This window comes from Streptococcus oralis (assembly GCF_003943395.1).
Classification (GTDB): domain Bacteria; phylum Bacillota; class Bacilli; order Lactobacillales; family Streptococcaceae; genus Streptococcus; species Streptococcus oralis_BF.
In genome coordinates, this window is the sequence record NZ_RJPJ01000010.1 from 1 (window position 1) to 19,159 (window position 19,159).

General features: G+C 37.1%; 16 protein-coding genes. All 16 read right to left on the minus strand.

Translation table 11 applies throughout. The features are described 5' to 3' along the window. Positions 1-271 precede the first annotated feature (271 nt). The gene (locus tag D8802_RS08070; RefSeq protein WP_125395459.1) at positions 272-1,339 is read right to left on the minus strand and encodes a glycosyltransferase family 4 protein; all 1,068 of its coding nucleotides are present in this window, start codon (positions 1,337-1,339) and stop codon (positions 272-274) included. A 9-nt stretch (positions 1,340-1,348) separates the two neighbouring features. Next, the gene (locus D8802_RS08075; RefSeq protein ID WP_125395460.1) at positions 1,349-2,287 is read right to left on the minus strand and encodes a WaaS/CpsH family glycosyltransferase; all 939 of its coding nucleotides are present in this window, start codon (positions 2,285-2,287) and stop codon (positions 1,349-1,351) included. Then, complete coding sequence (locus D8802_RS08080) at positions 2,266-3,267, minus strand: glycosyltransferase (RefSeq protein WP_125395461.1); 1,002 nt, start codon at positions 3,265-3,267, stop codon at positions 2,266-2,268. The genes D8802_RS08075 and D8802_RS08080 overlap by 22 nt, the downstream gene beginning before the upstream one ends. A gap of 346 nt (positions 3,268-3,613) precedes the next feature. Continuing rightward, a complete protein-coding gene (locus tag D8802_RS08085; RefSeq protein ID WP_125395462.1) occupies positions 3,614-3,859 on the minus strand; it encodes a DUF1919 domain-containing protein in 246 nt (81 codons plus the stop codon). A 270-nt stretch (positions 3,860-4,129) separates the two neighbouring features. Then, on the minus strand, positions 4,130-5,092 hold the full coding sequence (locus D8802_RS08095; protein WP_125395463.1) for a DUF6625 family protein: 963 nt from the start codon (positions 5,090-5,092) through the stop codon (positions 4,130-4,132). Then, entirely contained in the window at positions 5,089-5,730 is a 642-nt protein-coding gene (locus D8802_RS08100) for a DUF1919 domain-containing protein (RefSeq protein WP_125395464.1), read from the minus strand. Before D8802_RS08100 ends, D8802_RS08095 begins: the two co-directional genes overlap by 4 nt. A gap of 1 nt (position 5,731) precedes the next feature. Further along, on the minus strand, positions 5,732-6,880 hold the full coding sequence (locus D8802_RS08105) for a glycosyltransferase family 4 protein (protein ID WP_125395465.1): 1,149 nt from the start codon (positions 6,878-6,880) through the stop codon (positions 5,732-5,734). Between the two features lie 3 nt (positions 6,881-6,883). Next, positions 6,884-8,056 (minus strand): beta 1-4 rhamnosyltransferase Cps2T, encoded by a 1,173-nt coding sequence (gene cps2T, locus D8802_RS08110; RefSeq protein WP_125395466.1) that lies wholly within the window; start codon positions 8,054-8,056, stop codon positions 6,884-6,886. Between the two features lie 30 nt (positions 8,057-8,086). Further along, entirely contained in the window at positions 8,087-9,454 is a 1,368-nt protein-coding gene (locus D8802_RS08115; RefSeq protein WP_125395467.1) for a sugar transferase, read from the minus strand. Between the two features lie 39 nt (positions 9,455-9,493). Next, positions 9,494-10,159 carry a tyrosine-protein kinase gene (locus D8802_RS08120; protein ID WP_125395468.1) on the minus strand — a complete coding sequence of 222 codons (666 nt, stop codon included), beginning with the start codon at positions 10,157-10,159 and terminating at the stop codon, positions 9,494-9,496. Positions 10,160-10,168: 9 nt separating this feature from the next. Continuing rightward, positions 10,169-10,861, minus strand: coding sequence for a capsular polysaccharide biosynthesis protein (locus tag D8802_RS08125; protein ID WP_125395469.1), 693 nt, complete (start codon positions 10,859-10,861; stop codon positions 10,169-10,171). Positions 10,862-10,869: 8 nt separating this feature from the next. After that, on the minus strand, positions 10,870-11,601 hold the full coding sequence (gene cps4B, locus D8802_RS08130; protein WP_125395470.1) for a capsular polysaccharide biosynthesis protein Cps4B: 732 nt from the start codon (positions 11,599-11,601) through the stop codon (positions 10,870-10,872). 1 nt (position 11,602) lies between these two features. After that, positions 11,603-13,048: an LCP family glycopolymer transferase CpsA gene (cpsA, locus tag D8802_RS08135; RefSeq protein ID WP_125395471.1), complete on the minus strand. Its 1,446-nt coding sequence runs from the start codon at positions 13,046-13,048 to the stop codon at positions 11,603-11,605. A 188-nt stretch (positions 13,049-13,236) separates the two neighbouring features. After that, complete coding sequence (locus tag D8802_RS08140) at positions 13,237-15,198, minus strand: peptide ABC transporter substrate-binding protein (protein ID WP_125395472.1); 1,962 nt, start codon at positions 15,196-15,198, stop codon at positions 13,237-13,239. A 150-nt stretch (positions 15,199-15,348) separates the two neighbouring features. Then, entirely contained in the window at positions 15,349-17,316 is a 1,968-nt protein-coding gene (locus tag D8802_RS08145; RefSeq protein WP_125395473.1) for a peptide ABC transporter substrate-binding protein, read from the minus strand. A 168-nt stretch (positions 17,317-17,484) separates the two neighbouring features. Next, a complete protein-coding gene (locus D8802_RS08150; protein ID WP_125395474.1) occupies positions 17,485-19,095 on the minus strand; it encodes a glycoside hydrolase family 13 protein in 1,611 nt (536 codons plus the stop codon). Positions 19,096-19,159: the final 64 nt, after the last annotated feature.

A 19,159-nucleotide genomic window follows, 5' to 3' on the forward strand; every position in this document is an offset into this window, starting at 1 on the left:
ATCACAGATAAAATCACAGATAAAGGAAATTCCTAACGGAAATGATAAATAACTTACATAGAATTGGAACTGAAACAAATAAAGAATCTGTGAAAATAATAATTTGGATGGATTATTTAAATTCCACAATATTGGTAATACTGTTAAAGCTATACTTATTACTCCCATCGAAACGCTTGCAGTCAACTGTACTACACACATCAATAAAAGTAACATAATAAAATAACATTTTTGTTTATCTAATTTTATAATCATTGATATTAAAACATCTTTAAAAATTAGTAAATTCACTTAAAATATTTTCTAATTTTAAAGTAGCTTCCTCCCATCCTCTCTTTTTCATATCTTTAGTTGCTTGCGTGGCTATGGATAAGCGCAAATCATGATTTCTAATCAATTTTATTATGTTTGTTGCCAAACTAACACTATCTTTTATCGGAGATAAAAGTGCATTCTCGCCATCAATTGCATATTCAAATACACCACTATAGGCTGTTGAGACTAACGCACAGCCACAAGCCATACTCTCTGCTCCTGTCAAACCAAAACCTTCATCAATTGTTGCACACAAAAAAATAGACGTATCGTTGTATATCTTTTGCAATTCCTGTTGTGTAGCTTGTTGAGTATAATTAAAATATTCTGGTAAAAATACTGGTCTACTAGGAACTCCAAAAATATTAACCTCTATTTCCGGATAAATTTTCTTAACTTTCTTAATTGCATCTATCGCATAAGAGATTCCTTTATGCTCTCCTTCATGATATAACATACCTAGATGAAATGGATTTCGTTTCTCTATAGGATTTAGCAAATAAAAAATTTCTGTATCAATCGGATTAGATACACAAAAAACTGGAGTCTCTGTATAAGATTGGACTATGTCACATAACCACTTAGATACTGTAATATTAAGGAATCCATAATTATAAGTTTCAATAACTTTACTTTCTGGAAGAAGCCATGTTTCAAAATCTTGGATTAGATAACATTTTTTCCCATATTTTTCTGGCATTTCTTTTACAATATTAGCAGTTGTAACCGCAGTAGCAAATATAAAATCTGCTTCAGGAAAATCTCTCCCATCTAAATAAGGAGTCATTATTTTACGAATAGTTGGCTTCAGTTTAAACCAACTTGGATTTTTTTTGCCACGTATATTGCCTACAATTGATTTGATTTTACAATTCTTAGTAACTCTGTTCCATACATTATTGGTTAAAAAAACAAGGGTTATCTCATGACCTCGTTCAGACAACCTATTTGCGTACTCAAAAATAATTTTATATCCTCCCGTAGGAACAGTGCTTATCTCAGGTAGACAAAAAGTTATTCTCATATTTAACTCCTAAATTTCTGTAATTTTACTTAACCAATTACTAAAAGAATAACGGTCAATAATATCTTTTTCTAATTGAACATACGGCTTTTGAATAAACTCATCTAATTTGATATCTTTTCCTTCCTCCCAAACTAAAATATTATTTGGGTGATAAAAATCATAGTTAATAATTTTTTTATTATTTGTTATTAATTTTTTTTTATAAAAAATGGATTCCATTGCTCTAAGGGTTAGACCATCCTGTCCCTTTTTATTTAACTCAACGATAACATTCGAAGCTAGTATGTTATCCAAGACTTCATCATAAGGGAGTAATTTATCCATAACTTGAATTCCCTCAAACTCAGAATCGGAGCACTGTTTTTTTACACCAAAAACATCAAATCGATAACTATAATTATTTAAAACTATCTGCTTAGCTAAGCTTTTTAATTTTGGCAATCTTCCTTTATCTGCACCAATAAAATAAAAATCATACTCAATATCCAATATATCTCTTTTCTTAGTTGAACCTAATACATAGAATTGTTCTACAAATTTTAAATTATAGTTTTCAGAATATGTCTTATCAAAGCAATAAACATCATAATTCGAATTCAAATAGTTCACTTGCTTATTCGGAACATTCCATAACCATAATTTCAACTTTGAACTACGAGTCTTATGTGCATCTATATACTCTAATAATTTAAGGGAAATAGCATTGTCAAATACTACTATATTAGTATAATCCGGTAATTTTCTAGACCATTCTTCTAACCACCAATTATGGAATAAAAATCCGGGCAATCGTTTTGCAATTGCTCTAAAATTGTGCATAAAAACATTCGAAACTTTTTTGTACGGTGTAAATATGTCTACATTATTAAAAATTATATTACGTTCTAAAAATTGTTCAAATGTATCTATTTGTTCAAATATTATTAATGTTTTTTTTGATTCCATTTTTTTATTTTTGTTAAAGTTAATTTTAATATTACAATTAATTTCAATAATCGAATGCGATAAAATACATATTTCAAAAAATTAGGATAATTTCGCAAATATTTTATAGGAACTATGTTTGCATCCAGTTCTGCAAGTATCAACCTAAAAAGTTGAGTGTCTTCCTGATTCTCTTCATACAATTTCATTAAAAGATAAACCAGACCATTATTATAATAGGATTTAGACAGGAAGATATCATCTGAAACCATAAGAGATGAAACATTAAAAATTTTTTTATGAAATTTATACACATCACTAAATTTTTTTTCAGACCAATGCTTGGTAATAGCCGCATCATTCCCAATAAAATAACAATAATACACTTGTGTTGTTAAATAAATTTTTTTAGCAGATAAAATTAATTTATAGACCGTTCCTAAATCTTCGTAAAAATATCCTATAGGAAACTCTATTCCGTTCTTCTCAAACAATTCTCTTTTATATATTTTGTCTGTAGCAAAACTTGTAATCCCTTCAATACTTAACATGTTTTTAAATGCATCTAAAGAATTAAAGTTTTTTTCTTTGCATTGTACATTTTTCAACTCATCTCTTTCAGAATGAAACATTTGCATTCCGAATTGCAAAATATCATAATTTTGTTCCATAATCATTTTACTTAAATTTTGAAACATATCTTTTGTAATCCAATCATCAGAATCAAGAAAGAATACGTATTTTCCATTCGCATGAGAAAGACCTGTATTACGAGCCTCTGATAGCCCACCATTTTCCTTATGAATAACAGAAATAAAATAATACTTCTGGGCATACTCTTCACAAATATTGGGTGAGGCATCTGTACTGCCATCATTTACTAGAATAACTTCATATTTATCCCATTCCTGAGAAATGACGCTATCAATACAACGTTTCAAATATTTTTCAACATTATATACTGGTATTACAATTGTTAGCAATATATTTTGTATCATCATAATCATCCTTCACTTAGTAAATAAGTTTTTAGAAACTTTTTATTGCGTAATCTTAGTAGAACTGATATTGTGTAAATCTCTAATTTTTTAATTAATTCATTTTTATATAACTAATGTATTTCGATACAAGATTCAATTCTTGCGAAATTAGAAATTCCTTTCATTATTATATTCATAAACATAATCAATGACTGACTAGCACCTGAATTTCCTGTTAAATCATTGACTCCAGTTAATATTGCTCACTTATAAATAATAATCTTAAAGATGGATTTCTCTACAGTTTCTAATTAAATTTGGAACTTATAAAAACATTGAAATAATCTGTATTTAATTATTTAGTGAACTATACACTATCTTGGTTTAGCCAACTAACAACATCAAAATAACGGTGATAAGTTTTCAAATCAATGCCAACGTGTCCTTGCTTTTCAGCTGATTTAAAATGAATCAAGGAAGGTAGGTCACTGTAATTTTTTGAAGAGAAGATAACCTTACTCTTGTATGGAAGCTCTTCAAATTCTTTCATCAATTCATAAGTACAAATATCATTATTATTGAACTTAAAATACAAATTATCCCAAATGATCAATTAATATAACTTATCACTATTAATAGTCAACCAGACCGGTTTTTGATTTTCTGTAACAAGATAAACTTTATTCACCCAAGGAGCAAATCTTTCTATCTCTCTAACCAAAACTTAAACGTTCTCCACTAACAGTATGCTTCATCGAAATTCGTATTATTTTCAGATGTTGTAAAAGCAGAGTCATACTTGCTATTTTTAGCCCTCCAATCAGGATCGCGTTCGTCAACTCAGCATACAACAAAATCAATAGGAAAAGCCATAATACTAAGCTCATTTCATCCTTAATTTATGACGAATAAATTCAAATGTCCATTTCTCTTTTTTTAATTTCTTTAACATTGTTGATTTAACATATTCCCAATAGAATTTATTTCTTGTCACCTCTACTAGCTCTTGCTTAGAAATTTTCTCTCCAATAACTAATTGATTTGGTATAACATAAAATGAATTGACTAGTTTAAAGTCAGGGCATTTAATCATTCTCTTTTGGAAATGTGCGTATAGAGGACGCTTAACCACTATATCATCATTGATTAAATTTATTGATTCCAAACCATTTTCTTCAGACCAAAAATAATAGCGTTTCGATTTATTTTCGCCATATTCCCGAAATGAGAAATGACTAATATCAATATCATCAAAAAACTTATCTTGCAGTTGTTTGAAACGAAATTTTTCAAAAAGCTTTTGGATACCTTCTGACTCATCAAAAATAAAATTTTGTTCACTAGTATAGACATTGTGATAATCTAATCGATAGTCTGAACCTTGCCCAGACATAAAAATACGATTAACTTCTCTTGAATTCTTAAAAATTTGAAGATGACCTAAAAGACCATATCGAGCATAATCATTTGTGAAAAAGTTATACTCTTCCAAGAATTGATAGATATCACCAAGTAAGACATCTGTATCACAAAATCCCCAATATTCATATTCTTTTAATTCTTCTTCAAAGATAAACCCATAAGCAACCTTATAGTCACATAATTTATACGGAGTTTTGAGAGAAATTTCAAAATCAAATTTAGACTGTACTTTCTCTCTTAAATCATCAAATGAAAGAGTCTTAAATTCAATATTCTCAGCGTTCAAAAGTTCAAATTGGTCAACCTTTTGATCCGTATAAATTAAAAAATTAATCTTTTCATTACGCTTAGCAGTCAATAAAAAATATGGAAAGAATTTTGGTAATTTCCCAAAATAAGGAATAATAAGTCTTATTTTTTTCATTTAGTTAAATCCTCTCCACCTCTATTCAACCAATTAACAGCATTAAAATAACGGTGGTAAGTTTTTAAATCAATTCCCACATGACCTTGCTTTTCAGCTGATTTAAAATGAACTAAGGAAGGTAAATTACTATAATTCTTTGAAGAGAAGATAACCTTACTCTTGTATGGAAGTTCTTCGAATTCTTTCATCAATTCATAAGTACAAGCATCATTATCATTGAACTTGAAATACAAATTATCCCAATGAATTCTTTCTAAACGACGGTTCCATTTTTGAGTTGCTTCTTCCTCATCTGCATAATGTAAGAAATGCAATTCGATATCGTCTAAAAGAGCCAGGGGATAGGCATTATCAAAGTCTTTGACATATTTTGATTCCTTAACAAATGTCAAAGGGATATTTCCACTTAAATAGTGTTTTAAATTCTTGAGCATTTTGATGTAGTCAGGAGAAAAGACAAACATGCCTACAAATGGAGTTTGATAAGGCAAGCCCAATTCCTGATAGACTTTCCCAGCCCAACAATTATCACAAATGATCGTAAAATTTTTATTCTTAAGTCGTCGTCTTGGGATAAAATTAATAATTGGATAAACGATTGGTTTTAATTTATTCTTAATTTTTTCAGTATTCATCTTAATATTTTTTATACAACTCCGAGAAGTTCTTAATGTAACTCTCCAAAGAAAACAATTCTCTTTGTCTTTTTACTGATGCTTGGCCAAATTGGTTTCTTTTCTCTGGATCCTCCACCAATTCTTGAATGACTTTTGATAGTTCTGCAGGCTGATTTGGAGTGGCCAGCAAGCCATTTGTCCCTTCAGCAACCATTTCACAGACACCACCATGACGGTAACCCACTACTGATTTGCCACATGCCATCGCCTCTAGTACCACTGTCGGTAGAGGATCGGGATTGGTGCTTGGCAAGACAAAGATATCAAACATATTATAAAGCTCAGTCGTATGCTCATAATAGTCAATTCGTTTGATTTGTGAGGCTACACTTGATTTAGCAATCGTAGACTCAAGTTCTTCAACTCGCCACTCTTCTCCCGCAAAGGCACTTCCTGCCAGAAAAGCGATGGAATTGGGATACTGCTCTAAAATCGGCGTCACTGCTTCTAGAAAATCTCCCTGTCCCTTCCAAGCGTTGACGCGACCTACCATACCAATGACAAGAGACTCTTCTGGGATAGCAAATTGTTCACGCACTGTGCTTGCTTGCATGGGATGATAGACAGCATTGTCCACTCCGTTATAGATAACCTGGACCTGTCCTTCTTTGATGAAGGGAGACTCATTGACATGACTGGCAACTGCTTGAGATACCGTTACGATCTTATCCGCATAACGGCCCATCAAGAAGTTGATAAAGTCAGAAATCGCTTTGGGTTTGACGATAATCTCATGAACATGCCAGATTAAGGGGAGTTTTACTTTTCTCTTGAGATAGATTCCTTCCAGAACGGCTGTCGTATTGTTATGAACAAGATCTATCCCATTTTCACGCGCATATTGAGCGATTTTTTGGGAGTAGCGTCGATAGGATTTCAGGTATTCTAAAATTCCCTTAGGATTGAAGTATTTTCTCCGTAAAATCGGATAATCCAGCACGCTGACCTGAGCTCCAACTTGACGCAAGGCCTCGACTAAAACACCATCATTTGGTAGGATGACGTGAGCTTCAAATTCTTGGCGATCTAATCCTTTGATCAATTCCAGTAAAACCTTATCTGCTCCATACATTTCTGCACCAGCATGCAAGTATAAAATCCGTTTCATTCTTTACCCTTTAAACACTTCTTCATAATCTGACACAATCTTTTCCCACGTAAATGCATCTGCAATTCGTTGGCTAGACTTTTCGTCTAATTCCAAAATCGCACCTTCATCAAATCGTTCTACCTCTTCAATCACACGCGCCAACTCATCTTTTTTCCAGTAAATAGCCCCATCTTCACCAACTTCTCGGTTAAAACCAACATCTAGCAACAAATTAAGCTTTGTGGATGCTAGGGCTTCCAGTAGAGAAGGGTTGGTTCCTCCAACCTCATGTCCATGGAAATAAGCAAAAGCATTCTCGCGAATATACTTGAGTAATTCTTGGTCATAGACAGTACCAACAAATTTGACTCTCGGATCTTTTTCGAAGCCTGTATCCTTGAGCAACTGATCGTAAAACTTATTTTGTTCTACATTTGTAATGAGAACAAAGTCTTTTTTAGAATTAGACTTCATAAATTCACGAATCATGGTTTCATAGTTGTTTTCGGGAACGAATCGTCCCACCACTAGATAATAGCCATTTTCGCTTACTCCCTTTTCACGATACCAGTTTCGAACTTTGGCATCTTCTGATTTCAGGCTTGAGGGGGTAGTATCTGTACCATAAGCGATATAGGTCGTCTTAGGCTGATACTGTTTATAGGCCTCTTGGATATATTTTTCGATATTTTTGCTATCACAGACTAATAAATCTGCATGTTTGACCATCAACTGTTCCGAAAATTTCCAATACTTCCGAACTGGCAGGCTCCATTTAGCCCGGAGCCACTCATGACCATCTGGATTTACCAGTAGTCGGCCTCCGATCGAACGAATTTTTTTCTTAAGTCCAGAAATAAAAGGCCCGATACGACAAGCTAGAATGTAAAAAATGGGAGCCTCGTCCTTGTTTTCCTTAGCCAATTCAATAGCCTTATTGACCGCTGCAATATCGTAAGCGACAGCACGAGCCGGTCCGATATTGGGCACATCAATGTTGAAACAAATGGCTCCATTGTGCTCAAACTGGTCATCCGTGATACCAGATTTAGCTGAATTCTCACGCATACAAGCAATATAGTATTGTATGTTGCTGTCTTTTTGATACTCGGTTAATTTTTCAACAAAGGTTTCAAATCCTCCATACTTGGCAGGAATCCCCTTTGAACCAATGATATAAACTGACTGTTTCATCTCTCTCCTAACAAGACTGAAGGGCAAAAATCACTTCGCTCCATCTTTCATCAATACAACTTTAACTGTCTTCAATAAAATCTCAATATCTTTCCAAATTGTCCAATCGTCTATATAGGCCACATCTAATTTGACAACTTCATCGAAATTCTTGATCTCACTTCGTCCACTGACCTGCCATAACCCTGTTATGCCAGGTTTAAAACTTAGACGACGTTTTTGTTCTGGGGTATAGTGTTCATACTCGTCCACTGTTGGTGGTCGTGTACCTACCAAACTCATATCTCCCTTTAGAACATTATAAAACTGTGGCAGCTCGTCCAAGCTAGTCTTCCGTATAAAGCGACCAATTTTCGTGATACGTGGGTCATCATCCACCTTAAACATTCCACCCTGCATGGTATTTTGTTCCATGAGTTCTCTTTTTTTGTCCTCAGCATCTACACACATGGAGCGGAACTTGTAAAAAGTAAAATGTCGTCCATTTTTTCCTATACGCGTCTGAGCAAAAATAGCAGAGCCCCCATCCTTTCGAATCAAAGGGACCAGTACAACACTGACTAGACCACATAGTATCAGTCCTACCAATGCACCCACTATATCAATAATCCGCTTAGCAATCACGTGACTAGTCTTATAAAATTTTGTAGAAAAAGTCACAACGTTTAATCCTGCCACCTCACGAATTTGCTTGTTACGTGCCAAACTACGATCAAAAGCATTTAGATTGACTGTTACGTCAATTCCCATCGTTTCAAACTGAGAGATAAGCTCTCCAATATTGTATTTTTCACTTGGAAGATTGATAAAAACTTCATCGACCACCTCATGAGTCGCAAAGTCTACTATCTCCTCCTCTGCTACTACCTTTAAAGAATTATGCTGAAAATCTGGTTTGTCTAAAACACTGACAGCTACCAACTCCCCAACAACCTCATTTGATTCTATTAATCTATCCAGTACCTTTTCGGCACGAGAAATTGCTGTGAGCAAGAGAATCTTCTTACTTCCTTTAAAATTGGGGTAAGCTCGCTTCCAATACCACTTGATAAATAGGTTTAGCACATAGACTAAAAGAGCATGTAATGTAAGGAAGTAAATCATGCCTCGTCTGGAAATACTAAATCGATCTTCTAAGAAAAAATTAGAAATACTAATCGCTAGCGCAAAGAATAGGATATATTTCAATGTCTGGACAAGCTCAAGCAAATATCCCCTTTTAAAGAAATCCTGTCCATAATCACTGATATAAAAGACAAAATAGTGGAGGATATAAAGTACAATAGCCGTTGTTGGAACGATCTCCGTTTCTCTCACGGCACTAAGTAGATAAGTCACTAAAATGACAAGAAAACTCTGGATTATGGCCAATGAAGGCTTTACTACTTTTCCATTCATCTCTATCCCCCAACCTATTTCTTATTTTTTTCTGTAATCTCAATAATTTCCATAAGAACCATATTTGTCTACTGAAGTATCGAATTTATTCAATACAACTCCTAAAAACGGCTTCCCTGTGTGTTCCAGTTGTTCTTTCGCTTTTTGAATATCCCGTCGATTTGTTTCACCCGCTGCCGTCACTAAAATAGAAGCATCACATTTTCGCGTAATGATAGCTGCATCAATCACGGCACCGACAGGAGCAGTATCTACAATGATGTAGTCAAAATATTTACGCAAGGTTTCAAGCATTGTACTGAAATTCTTACTTTGAAGAAGGGCTGTCGGATTCGGTGACACAGAACCAGCCTGAATCACAAAGAGATTTTCGATAGTGGTATCACAAAGCCCCTGTGATAAGTCTGTGGTCCCTGATAAAAATTCTGTCAAACCTGTAATCTTATCCCTTGTTTTAAAAACGCCTGACATAACAGAATTGCGAATATCTCCATCAATCAGCAGCGTTTTGTAACCTGCACGCGCAAAAGCCCAAGCGATATTGGTGGAAGTCGTTGATTTTCCTTCTTCTGGTTTCACAGAAGTGATAGAAAACACTTTCAAATCATCTCCACTTAACTGTAGGTTCGTGCACAAAGCGTTATAATATTCCTCTGCCTTTTTTACAAAATCCAATTTTGCCTGTGAGATTTCTAACGTTGGCATAACTTCCTCCTATTTCATTTTATCCAAATCTGGAACGACTCCTAAAAGTGGAATTTGTAGTACATCTTCAACATCTTCAGGACGTTTCACACGGGTATCGAGTAACTCAATCAAAAGAACAGTAATTACTGTTACGACGGCTCCTCCAAGAAAACTAAACAAGGTGTTGCGTCGAACATTTGGAGAAGAGGGAGTCGTAGCTGGTCGCGCTTCTTCAAGTGTCGTTACATCAGATACTCGCGTTACAGCGATAATCTTTTCTGCAGCAACTTCTCGTAGAGAATTAGCGATGCGACTGGCTTCCTCTGGTTGTTTATCCTTGACAGAAATTGAAACAATACGAGTGTCGGCTGGTACAGTCACTTGAACTTTGCTAGCTAACGTTTTTGCTGGCATATCCAATTTCAAATTTGTCGCTACCTTTTCCAATACATCCTGCGAAAGGATAATCTCGCGGTAGTCTTTTACCAGATAAGATCCTGCCTGCAAATCCTGATTTGTCAGCCCCGGCTTATCTCCTTGATTACGGTTGACTACGTAAATTCGCGTGGTACTCGTATATTCTGGCTTAACAATAAAAGTGCTATATGCAAAAGCTCCCGCACCTGTCACAAGTGCCACTAATAAAATTATCAGCTTGCGTTTCCACATGGTTTTAAGTACTTGAAATACATCGATTTCTATCGTATTTTGTTCTTTCATCATTTCTCCTAAATTAGTTGATCCATTACAATTTTTCGAGGATTGTCTATAAAAAGTTCCTGAGCCTTCGCTTCTCCGTATTTTTGAGTAACAAGGTCATATGCTTCTGCCATATGAGGAGGTCTACCATCTAGATTGTGCATATCACTTGCAATCACATGAACCAAATCACGCTCCAAGAAATACTGCGCTCTTTTTTTCATGAATTTATAACGTTCTCCAAAAAGTTTGGGCTTGAGGACATGTGAACTATTTACTTGCGTGTAACAGCCCATATCGATCAGCTCTCGAACGCGTTTTTCATTATTTTCAAGAGCATCATAGCGCTCGATGTGGGCAATGACTGGAGTAATTCCCAACATCAAGATCTTGCTCAAGGCGCTATGAATATCGCGGTAAGGGGTGTTCATACTAAACTCTATCAAGGCATAACGACTATCATTGAGGGTCGGAATCCGCTTTTTTTCCAGCTTATCCAGAACATCTGGTGTGTAGTAAATTTCAGCCCCGTAAGCAATGACCAAGTCACTCGCCACTTCCTTAGCTATTTCCCGAACCTGAAGAAAGTTTTCTGCTATCTTCTCTTCTGGAGTTTCAAACATGCCCTTGCGACGGTGAGAGGTAGAGATAATGGTTCGCACCCCCTGCCTGTAGGATTCTGCCAAGAGAGCCTTGCTTTCCTCTCTTGACTTGGGGCCATCATCTACATCAAAGACAATGTGCGAATGAATATCAATCATTTCATCTGCCCTCCAACACGTCTTGAATAGCAGCTTTGACAGATGCAAGGCTACTGTCGTTAATTTCCATCATATAGAGGTTACTATCTGGCATCGCATAAGAAGGAAGGTCCATCCGTCCCGTACCTTTCAAATCTTGCGAATTCACTTTGTAAGTTCCACCGCTTTCTAACTGAGCATTGACCAAGTTCATCATGGTCTCAAGTGGCATGTTTGTTTGGATAGAATCTTGCAAGCTATCAATGATCGTACTATAATTTTTCAGTGCTTCGGTCGACGTTAATTTTTGAAGGATAGCCACAATCACCTTTTGTTGATTGCGCCCGCGGTCACGGTCACCATCTGCCAGGGAATAGCGCTCACGAACAAAACCGAGGGCCTGTTCTGAATCAAGATGAACATTGCCCACAGGGAATTGAAACTTCCCGTGTAGTGCTGTGAATTCCTGATCATTATAAACATCTACCCCACCCAACAAATCAATCAATTTCAAGAAAGAAGTGAAGTTCAATCGCACATAGTAATTGATATCCACTCCATAGAGATTTTCTAAGGTGTGAATGGACGAATCAACTCCATAAATGCCCGCATGAGTCAATTTATCTTTTTGATTATTTCCACCATCTGCGATTGGTACATAGGCATCACGCGGCGTTGTGGTCAAGAGGATTTTCTTGGTATCTCGATTGACAGTCATCAGGATATTGACGTCTGAACGCGACACTGAACTAATCGGGCCATAGGTATCAATTCCACTCACATAGATATTGAAAGACTGACTCTTTGAAGTTTTAGGAGCTTCTACTTTTTTAGTGAATCCCTTAGTATAAATCTTTTTTATCTTCGATGCGTAATCTGGATACTCTGACTCGATGATGTTTTCAAAGACACTATTTAAGACAATGGCCTTGGTATCACCTGCAATCAGACTCTTGTAAGCCGCCAAGTAAGACGAACTCTGATTGACCATCAAATCGGTATTCTGACTTGACTTGATATCAGCTAGTAGTTTTTGAATATTTTCATTATCAGTCCCAGTCGGTGCTGTTACACTCGTCAGTTGCGTAACATTTCCAATCTCACTATCTGCTAAAACAGCAACACTGATAGAATATTCTGAGTAATTAGAAGTCGCATTTAAACGATTGGTCAGTCCAACAAACTGCTGTACTGCAAAAAGTGAAACAGAGCTCACAAGGATAGAGAGCACCAACAGAAAAATAGTAAATTTTTCAGCTTTTTTATAGACAATCAAGAGCAGCCCTACTAAGGCAACTAGTAGAACTAACGCAGTTGCCACTAGATTAAGATATCTAAAAGCAAGGATATTGTATTTAAAAATCAAAAACAATAAAAAGCCAGCCAACAATAGATAAATAGCTAACAAGGCTATGTTAACGCTTCGCTTTACTTTCCCCGAGCGAGATCTCTTTGAACGTTTCGTCATGACACTCCCCTATACTATAATAATTAAAGTAATTATATCACAAAAGTAGGACAAATTCCATTCATTCCCACAATTCTCAGCGTTTTCATTCCTTTTTTCTTAGCTATATTTTGAAGTGGCCGCTTTCATTATTTAGAAGCTTGAGCAAACAAAAATAAGGTCCCTTGCAAGAGACCTTATTTAACTTTTTATTTGATATGATTTTCAAATTCTTTTTGGCTCTTTTCGATAGCCTTTTTACTCTCTTCTTCCCACTTAGTCTTGGCTTCATCAAATTGTTTCTTGGTAACAGGATCTTTTTGCAGTCTCATATACTTGTAGTTATTTCCATCGCCTTTGATTCCCACTAGAGAGTAAGCACGTGTAAATGGAGTTACTTTGGTTACAGAGGCCGTACCACCATTTGACATCGTAGACATGATCAGAGAATTATCAATCATCCAAGCTTGAGCTTCAGCGTATTTTTCATAACGCTTAGCGACATCTTTATTCTCAGCATCTGCTTCTTTCAGGAGTTGTGTATAGGTATCGAGTCCCAAACTCTTAATGAGCTCTTGGTCTTCCTTGGCATCAAGACCAAAAATCTTGAGATAGAAGCCAGTTTCAGCATTGAAGGGATCTAGATAAGTTGATGGATCCTGGTAATCACCAACCCAACCATCAAAGTTTAGGTCGTAGTCACGAGCTGCTGGATTTGGTGCTAGGAAGGCAACATTTCCAAAGTCATCTGTTGAAAGTTGTTGAACATCAACGATGACATTGTCAGAACCCAATACTGTTTCAAGTGTCTGTTTAAGTGAATTCATCCCAGAAACCGCATTTTTATTGGCTTGATCAACTGGGACGTCCAAATGAATCGGGAAGGTCACCCCTTGGGCTTCCAATTCCTTTTTAGCTTCCGCAAATTTTGCTTGGGCCTTTTCCTTGTTGAAGTAAGCATCTTGAGCATCTGCCAAATTTATACCTGACCACTCAATTCCATAGTTCACAAGCTTAGAAGCTGTTACTTCTCCAAAGGTCTTATCTCCCACCTGGACAAATGTTGGGGGAACAAGGGTATTTCGAAGGGTCTTACTTGCCGCTTCTTCTCCATTAGATTGGGCAGAGTAGGTCGTACGATCGATAGCAAAGTTAAGCGCCTGACGGAAGTTTTTATTTAAAATCGCTGTTTGCGTTGAGTTCTTTTGTTGATCTGATGTTTTTGCAGTATGGTTATAGGCTTTACGGTTAACGTTAAAGTTGAAGTACCAAGAAGTCTTGTCCTGCAAGCTATAAACGATATTGTCTTGGTATTTTTCTTTCGTCTTGGCATAGCTCGAACTATTTGGATAGACTCCTGCAATCGAGTAAGCACCACTTTCAAAGTTTCGAATCGTCATCTCCTGATCAGAGCCATCAAAATAAGCTAACTTAACTTTTTCAATGGTTACTTTATCATGGTCATAATAGTGTGGATTCTTCACATACTCGATTGAAGATTTTGATGTGAAATCTTTTAACAGATATGGACCATTATAAAGGATACTGTCTGGTGTCAAGGTTCCAAAATCTTTATCCTTTGATTTCAAGAACTCTTCGTTGACTGGGAAAAGGATACTATTGGTTGTTTTTGAGTTCCAATAAGGTTCTGGCCGTGTCAAAGTATACTCGACTGTGTAGTCATCCAAGGCTTTGACACCAACTGTTGTGAAGTCATTGGTCGCACCTGTCACATAGTCATTCAATCCCTTGATAGAATTTTGAATGAGATCCATGGCTTGCCCCTTGTTGTCCGCAGCATATTTGATCCCAGCGACAAAATCCTGAGCTTTGACTGAAGCATATTCCTCACCATCAGCCGTATACCACTTGGCATCTTTTCTGAGTTTGTAGGTATAGGTCAAACCATCTGCTGAAACAGACCAATCCTCCGCAAGAGCAGGTACGAGGTTCCCATAGCTGTCATTTTCAAGCAAACCATCTACGAGATTGGTAATAACGGCAGTGTTATCCGCATAATAATCTAGAAGATAGTTAAAAGTTGTCAGATTCGCACTAAATGTTGATGAATAAGTGCTAGTATCTGTGTTGGACTGTCCACATGCAGAGAGCATAATCCCTGTCGCTAGGACTAGACCTGTCCCGATTAGTCTTTTTTTCATTTTGATCATCATCCACTCCTTTATGTCACTTTTTATAACATAGGCATATTTTATCAAATTTATCCTAAATTGTAAAGTTCCTAGTTTTACGACGACTGCTGTCTCCAAACCAGAAAAAGGAAGGACAGATTTTCTGCAACTTCCTTTTCTGTTTATAGATTACTTGACGTGTTTTTCTAGCTCTTTTTGGTATTTGGCATTTGTTTCGATTTTTTCTTTCTGCCATTTCTTGAGAGCTTCTTCGTATTCTTTTGTAGTCACGACATCATTTTGCAACTCCAAGCCTTTAAAGACAAATGGGTCTCCCTTGATTCCGACTTGAGAGTATGCTTTTGTGAATGGTACAGTTCGGCTAACAGTTGGAGAACCACCTGAAGAAGCAACTGGGATTAAGAGTGAGCTATCTGATACCCAAGCTTGAGCTTTAGCGTATTTCTCATAACGCTTATTGAGGTCGCTGGTTTCAGCTGCGGCATCATCCAAGAGTTTCTTGTATTCGTCTAGACCGACCTGAGCCATCACTTCTGGATCTTTTCCGCGAGTGATCCCCAAGTGTTTAAGGGCAGAACCCTTCTTAGCATCAAGAATGTTTAGGTAGGTAGCTGGGTCTTGATAGTCTGGTCCCCAACCAGTTCCGTTCAAGTCATAGTCTTTTTGGGACGGCACCTTGGCTTGAGACGTAATGCTCATTTTCTCATTATCTGTCATTTGAAGGACATCGACAATGACATTCTCTGTACCAAGTGTTGACTCGATAGACTGCTTGAGTGAGTTAGTCTGTTGAACGGCAATGACATCGGTCTGTTCAACTGGAACATCCAAACGGATTGGGAAGGTCACACCCTTAGCCTGCAATTCTGCTTTTGCCTTCGCAAAGGCTGCCTTGGCTTTTTCAGGACTGTAAAGCGTATCCTTACCATCAGTAAGGGCTACATCTTTCCATTGATCTCCATAAGAAACCAGCTCTGCTTGTGCCAACTCTCCAAATGTCTTTTCACCTACTTGAACGTAGTCATGAGGTACTAGGCTGTTACGGATAATCTTGTCCGCACCTTCTTCACCATTCAACTGAGCAGTGTAAGAGTGACGGTCAAGGGCAAAGTTCAGCGCCTGACGGAAGTTCTTGTTAAGAAGAGCTTCTTTGGTTGATGTTTTTTGAGCTTCGTCTGTTTTGGCTGTTTTATTGTAAGACTGGCGGTTTACGTTAACAGTGAGGTAGTAGCTTGTCGCTTCTTGTGGACTGTAAACAATCTTATCTCCGTACTCTTTTTTAGTTGACTCAAAGTTTGAGCTTGTTGGGAAGAGACGAGCTGTTGTATAGGCACCTTGTGTAAAGCTACGAATCAAAGATTCTTGGTCAGATCCATCGTAGAAAGTTAGTTTGATGTTGTCAATCTTAACATTGTCCTTGTCCCAGTAGTTTGGATTCTTTTCATACTCGATGACTGATTTTGAAGTCAATGATTTCAAAAAGTAAGGACCGTTATAAAGAATACTTGATGGTGTTGGCGCACCGTAGTCGCTCCCTTTAGAATTCAAAAACTCTTCATTAACTGGAAGCATGGTTGCAGTTGTGACCTTAGAGTTCCAGAAGCTTTCTGGTTTGTTAAGCGTATATTCAACCGTGTAATCGTCAACAGCCTTGACTCCTACAGTAGAAAAGTCATTGCTTTCACCACTGATGTAGGCAGCCAAACCTTTGATAGAATCTTGAAGGAGAGAAAGGCCGTCTGATTTACCATCAGCTGCATGTTTCAGACCCGTAACAAAGTCCTGAGCCTTGACTTCAGCATACTCTTCTCCCTCAGAAGTATACCATTTTACACCCTTACGAAGTTTGTAGGTATAGGTCAAGCCATCTTTGGATACAGACCAATCTTCTGCAAGCGACGGAATCAAGTTCCCGTATTTATCGTTTTCCAAGAGGCCATCGACAACGTTGGCTATAACGTCAGAAGTTGAGCTCTTGCTCGTCACGCTGTAGTCCAAAGATGATGGATCTATTGCATAGACATAAGAAAATGTCTTGGGAGCATCAGCTTTCTTTTCGTTTTGCCCACAAGCAGTTAACAGAAGGGCTGCACTCAAGACAGCACCTGCTCCTAAGAGCCACTTTTTCGATTTCATAAGTAATCTCCTTAAAGATAGTGTTTTCACCATTATACCCTATTTTTTCATAAAAGCAAGAACTTTCACCAGATTTTTTAGAAAATTCTAACAAATATTTTTTTAAGATTTTTCTACACAATTTTTAGTAAAAAACCTCAAGCTTCAAAGGCTTGAGGTTCTCTCATTTCAGTCAGTCATTTCCACACAGAAGGCATCCCATGGCGCCAAAGCTTGTTCCTCAACTGCTTCTTGAGCCACAGTATTTTCAATCAAGACAGATTTCACTTTTCCTTCTACCGAAAAATCTTGTTTTTCATTGGACAAATTAGCCACGACTAGGAAACGACGGTCTCCGTCCTTGCGGATATAGGCAAAGACCTTGTCAGCCGTATCAAGTAGTCCAAAGTCAGCTCGAATCAGCCAGCTATTTTCCTTACGGATCTGAACCAGCTTCTGATAGGTATAGAAAATAGAATCTGGATTTGCCAGTGCTTCTTGAACATTGATTGCTTGATAGTTTGGATTAACTGCCAACCAAGGTTGACCTGTTGAGAAGCCAGCATTTTTACTCTCATCCCATTGCATCGGGGTACGGGCATTATCACGTCCGATGACACGGATACTATCCATAATCTCTTCCATCGGAACACCTTTTTCAAGAGCCTCACGCGCATAGTTGAGAGATTCAATGTCTTCTACCTGATCCAGTGTTTCAAAAGGATAATTGGTCATCCCAATCTCCTCACCCTGGTAGATATAAGGTGTCCCTCTCATGAGATGAAGCAGGATTGCAAAGGCTTTAGCAGATTTTTCACGGTATTCTTGGTCATTTCCCCAGATAGAGATGATACGAGGGAGGTCATGATTGTTCCAGAAGAGGGAATTCCAGCCATCCTCAACACCTAACTCTGTCTGCCATTTGTTGAAGATTTCTTTCAACTTAGCAATATTCAGTTCTTTTTGATAGTGCCACTTAGATTGCCCTTCCTGATACTGAAGACAGATATGCTCAAACTGGAAGACCATAGACAATTCTTGACCCTTTGGATCAGAGTAGAGTTTGGCAATTTCTGGTGTCGCCCCCCAAGTTTCTCCCACTGTCAAGAGATCTTTATCCCCAAAAGTTGCCTGATTCATTTCCTTGAGATAGGGATGGAGCATAGGACCGTTATTGACTACTTTCTCATCAGGAATTTTCCCAATCATGTCAATGACATCCATACGGAAACCACCAATTCCTTTATCAATCCAGAAGTTCATCATCTCGTAAATTTTCTGGCGAAGTTTTTCATTTTCCCAGTTGAGATCCGGCTGTTTCTTGCTGAAAAAGTGGAGATAGTATTGGCTTGACTTTTCATCATATTCCCAAGCAGACCCACTAAAGATAGAATCAAGATCGTTTGGTTCATCCCGCCAGATATAGTAATCTCGCTCAGGGCTGTCAGGATTTTCACAGGCCTCTACAAACCAGGCATGTTCATCTGAGGTATGATTGACCACCAAGTCCATGATAATTCGAATATCACGTTTCTTAGCTTCTGCAATCAGTTGGTCCATGTCCTCCATGGTTCCGAAAATAGCAGCAATCGCTTGATAATCAGCAATATCATAACCATTATCATCCATAGGACTGTCATAAACGGGAGAAAGCCAAATTGCTGTGATTCCTAGCTTGGCTAGATAGTCTAACTTACTCGTAATTCCTGGCAAATCACCAATTCCATCTCCATTACTATCCATAAAACTCTTTGGATAGACTTGATAGACTACGGCATTGTGCCACCATTTTTCTTGCATCTTCTTACCTCATTATTTTAATATTCTACAGTCTATGATAGCGCTTTTTAAAAGTTAGTGCAAG